The sequence below is a fragment of the uncultured Negativibacillus sp. genome, assembly GCF_944388365.1.
Taxonomy (GTDB): Bacteria; Bacillota; Clostridia; order Oscillospirales; family Ruminococcaceae; genus Negativibacillus.
In genome coordinates this window covers 1-2971 of record NZ_CALXIN010000157.1, presented here as the reverse complement: position 1 = coordinate 2971, position 2971 = coordinate 1, and the positions used below count along the sequence as shown (strand labels likewise).

The 2971-nt window shown below is 55.3% G+C and carries 4 protein-coding genes; all 4 read right to left on the bottom strand.

Annotated elements, in window-relative coordinates; genetic code table 11:
- Window positions 1-150: 150 nt before the first annotated feature.
- A complete protein-coding gene (locus Q0L39_RS11485; protein WP_296629316.1) occupies window positions 151-933 on the bottom strand; it encodes a GNAT family N-acetyltransferase in 783 nt (260 codons plus the stop codon).
- The gene (locus Q0L39_RS11480; RefSeq protein ID WP_296629315.1) at window positions 933-1919 is read right to left on the bottom strand and encodes a Gfo/Idh/MocA family oxidoreductase; all 987 of its coding nucleotides are present in this window, start codon (window positions 1917-1919) and stop codon (window positions 933-935) included. Before Q0L39_RS11480 ends, Q0L39_RS11485 begins: the two co-directional genes overlap by 1 nt.
- Window positions 1920-1984: 65 nt before the next feature.
- Window positions 1985-2320, bottom strand: coding sequence for a DUF3784 domain-containing protein (locus tag Q0L39_RS11475; RefSeq protein ID WP_296629313.1), 336 nt, complete (start codon window positions 2318-2320; stop codon window positions 1985-1987).
- A 223-nt stretch (window positions 2321-2543) separates the two neighbouring features.
- Window positions 2544-2971 (bottom strand): hypothetical protein (locus tag Q0L39_RS11470; RefSeq protein WP_296629312.1); only part of this gene is annotated, 428 nt, incomplete at its 5' end.

Genomic DNA, 2971 nt, shown 5'->3' with positions numbered 1-2971 from the left:
TTTGGGCTTCGCCCGTTCTATCCTATGCAAAACCACTTTGCGCGGTCCGTCCATTCTTTAGACTGCAACAGAATAGCTTATCGGAGGCATCCATAGTTTTCGGATGATTTGTTCTTTTATTTTGAGAAGTTGACTTTAATTTCAGAAGAATCATTCTGTAAAGGCATTTCCCTTCACACTGATTTCCACCCAGGTTTGACGATAACTTGCCTGTATTGCCGTGCGCTTGGAGGCGAGATTCGACCAGGCGGCGCCATAAAACGGCACCTTGCCCATCGCAGGAATCTGTCGGGTCAATTCCCAGACCAGCGCGGCGGCGACTCCCCTTCTGCGAAATGCAGGCAGCACGTCGATGCCCACCTGCCACAGCTGTTCGCTGTCGTCGCTGGCACCGGCAACTCCTACCAGCTGTCCGTCAAGATAGCCTACGGCGGCGATGACGTCCTTTTTCTCTGCGGTGGTGGTGTAGCTCAGCGCCATGGGAAAGCGCCGGTCGGCATACAGACTTTCGATCTCGCCGCCGTACAGCAGCTGAATCTGCAATCCCTGCGGCATCGGCGGAGGCGGCAGCTGCAGGTCGGGCAGGAAGTATTCCGCCATAAAGCCGATCGAATGCCGATAACGGGCAGCCTCCCGCGCAAGGTCATTGAGCTGCGGCGCATCGAAGGCGCGAAACGGCTCGTCCAGCTGAACGAGATAGCCGCGCATAAAATCAGCAAAGCGCGGATCGACCGCCGCTACTACGCCATTCCCATAGCAGACCAGATGGCAGAACGGCGGCTCCTTCAGATATTTTTTGGCGCCGTCCCGATTTAGCGGCGACAGCACCGTATTTTCTTCCTTGAAAAAGTCCTCGGGCAGACAGCCGCAGTCGCGCGCCGACTGTTCCACCGCGGCGCGCAGCAGCTCTTCCCTTGTCCATGTCCGGCTCATCAGTCGGTAAAGCGGATGTTTGCCGCTTCCCTCGCCTGCGACAGCACACGGTTGACCGAGAGCGCCAGCGACTGCACATAGCGGTACTGCGCCTGATATGTTGGCATCTCGGTGATGAACCGATAGAACGCCTGCGCCTCGTGGGACATTTGCAGGTACTTTTCGGTGTAGACGCTCAGCGGCTGCTCTTCACCGCCGACCGGCGTCAGGGTCATATCGGTCAGCTTGGAGATGCGCGGAATACGGATGACGCCGTGTTCGCCCTGAATCTCCGAGCCAATAACGCCCTGTGCTGTCTTGGAATAGGTCAGCACCACCGTCTTGTCGGCATAATGCAGTGTGACGCAGCCGCTGCCATCGGCGCCGGTGCGTAAAAACCGTGCGTGAGCGGACACCTTGTCGGGTACGCCGAACAGCATGACCGCCGGATAGACGCAGTAGATGCCCAGGTCCATCAGGCCGCCGGTCGCCATGGCAGGATTAAAGATGTTGGGTGTTTCTCCGTGCAGATAGGCGGGATATTTGGAAGAGTACTGGGAGAAGTCAAACCGCGCCAGATGGACGCCGCCCAGCCGTTCCACTGCACCCTGAAGCACCTTCATCTCGGGCAGATAGACGCCGATGAGCGCTTCCACATAGACCAGATGGTTCTGGTCGGCAAGCTGCTGCAGCTCCTCGAGCTGCCACGGCTCGACGGTGATCGGCTTTTCGCAGATGACGTGCTTGCCGTGCTGCAAAAACAGCTTACTCTGCTCATAGTGCAGCATGTTAGGGCTTGCGATGTACACTGCGTCGATGTCGCTGTCCTGCGCCATCTCATTTAGATCGGTGTACACCTTCTGTGCACCCCACTGACTTGCAAAGGCTTCTCCGCGCTCCCTGTCGCGGGAATAGCAGGCAGTATAGGACAGGCCCTCGACCTGTTTGGCTCCTTTGATAAACTCTCCGGCGATCCAGCCGGTTCCTACCGATGCAAAACGAATCATGATGTTCCTCCTGTTTAGATTCTCTGCTCGAAATGTCTGTCTGTGTAACTCTGGTGAGGTGTCTGCTAGTGACGAAAACGGTTGCCGGTGTTCTGATAGATCACCATCCAGCCGATCAGCAGGACAAACAGCGTCCAGCCAACCACGTTGACGATTCCCGTCGGCAATCCAGCCAGCGGGAACGCGCCTGTGAGAATGACGATCCCACCCAGCGCGAGCAGACATCTGCCGTTAAAGCGCAGCAGCCGTTTTTCGTCCCACTTCATTTTTTCTTCGCGAGGCATGGTGTTCCAGCCTGCCAGCAGCATTCCGCCTTTGCCGTGGTACAGCAGCAGGCCAATGCCCATCATCAGCAGACCGAACAGAAGATAGGTTAAAAAAAGTACCAGCTGTTCCTGCATGTGTTCTCACCTCTTTGGGGAAGGTTTTTTGTTTTGTTTTCCTGCCCTTCACATTTTCCTTCTTAAGGATACCCTTTTGGACAGGGGAAAGTCAACCGCTTTTTCCATTTTCTGTAAAATAAAGCGGTCTTTTTTTCATCCATCTTGTTTTTGCTTTGGTGTTTCATCATCAAAAAAGTTCACCCCTGTTCTAATCAAACAGGGGTGAACTTTTCTAGAAAAGCTACGGTGTGATTTGGACATTTCCCGACGAGGATACGGCGGTGATATTCTCCGACGGGAAGGTCACACTGGCGGGCTGGCTTAAGAACTCTCCTGCCAGCACCGGATTGACATAGTATTGTGCGACAAAGCGATTTGCCGGTGCAGTTCCATCTCGGGAGGTATAGCGGTAGAGATAGCCGCTCAGCTGCTGTTCCTCGTTGTCCAGAACAAAGACGTTCTGCTCGGTGTCCCGCATTTCATACGGTGTGCAGCCGTAGATATAGCGCATTCCCGATGGGATGCTGTCGGTGATCTGATAGCATCCCTGCGGAGCATCGTCGGCAAAGGTGACTACCAGCTGCACCTGGACCAGCTCGCCGACGGTGCTGTTCTGGGCCGGTGTGCAGATCTTTTCGATGGTGACCGGCGGCTGATAGCTCGACTGCA

Excerpts from the sequence above, each read along its gene's own strand:
- Q0L39_RS11480 (WP_296629315.1), bottom strand. The coding sequence starts at position 1,919 with ATGATTCGTTTTGCATCGGTAGGAACCGGCTGGATCGCCGGAGAGTTT.
- Q0L39_RS11485 (WP_296629316.1), bottom strand. The coding sequence starts at position 933 with ATGAGCCGGACATGGACAAGGGAAGAGCTGCTGCGCGCCGCGGTGGAA.
- Q0L39_RS11475 (WP_296629313.1), bottom strand. The coding sequence starts at position 2,320 with ATGCAGGAACAGCTGGTACTTTTTTTAACCTATCTTCTGTTCGGTCTG.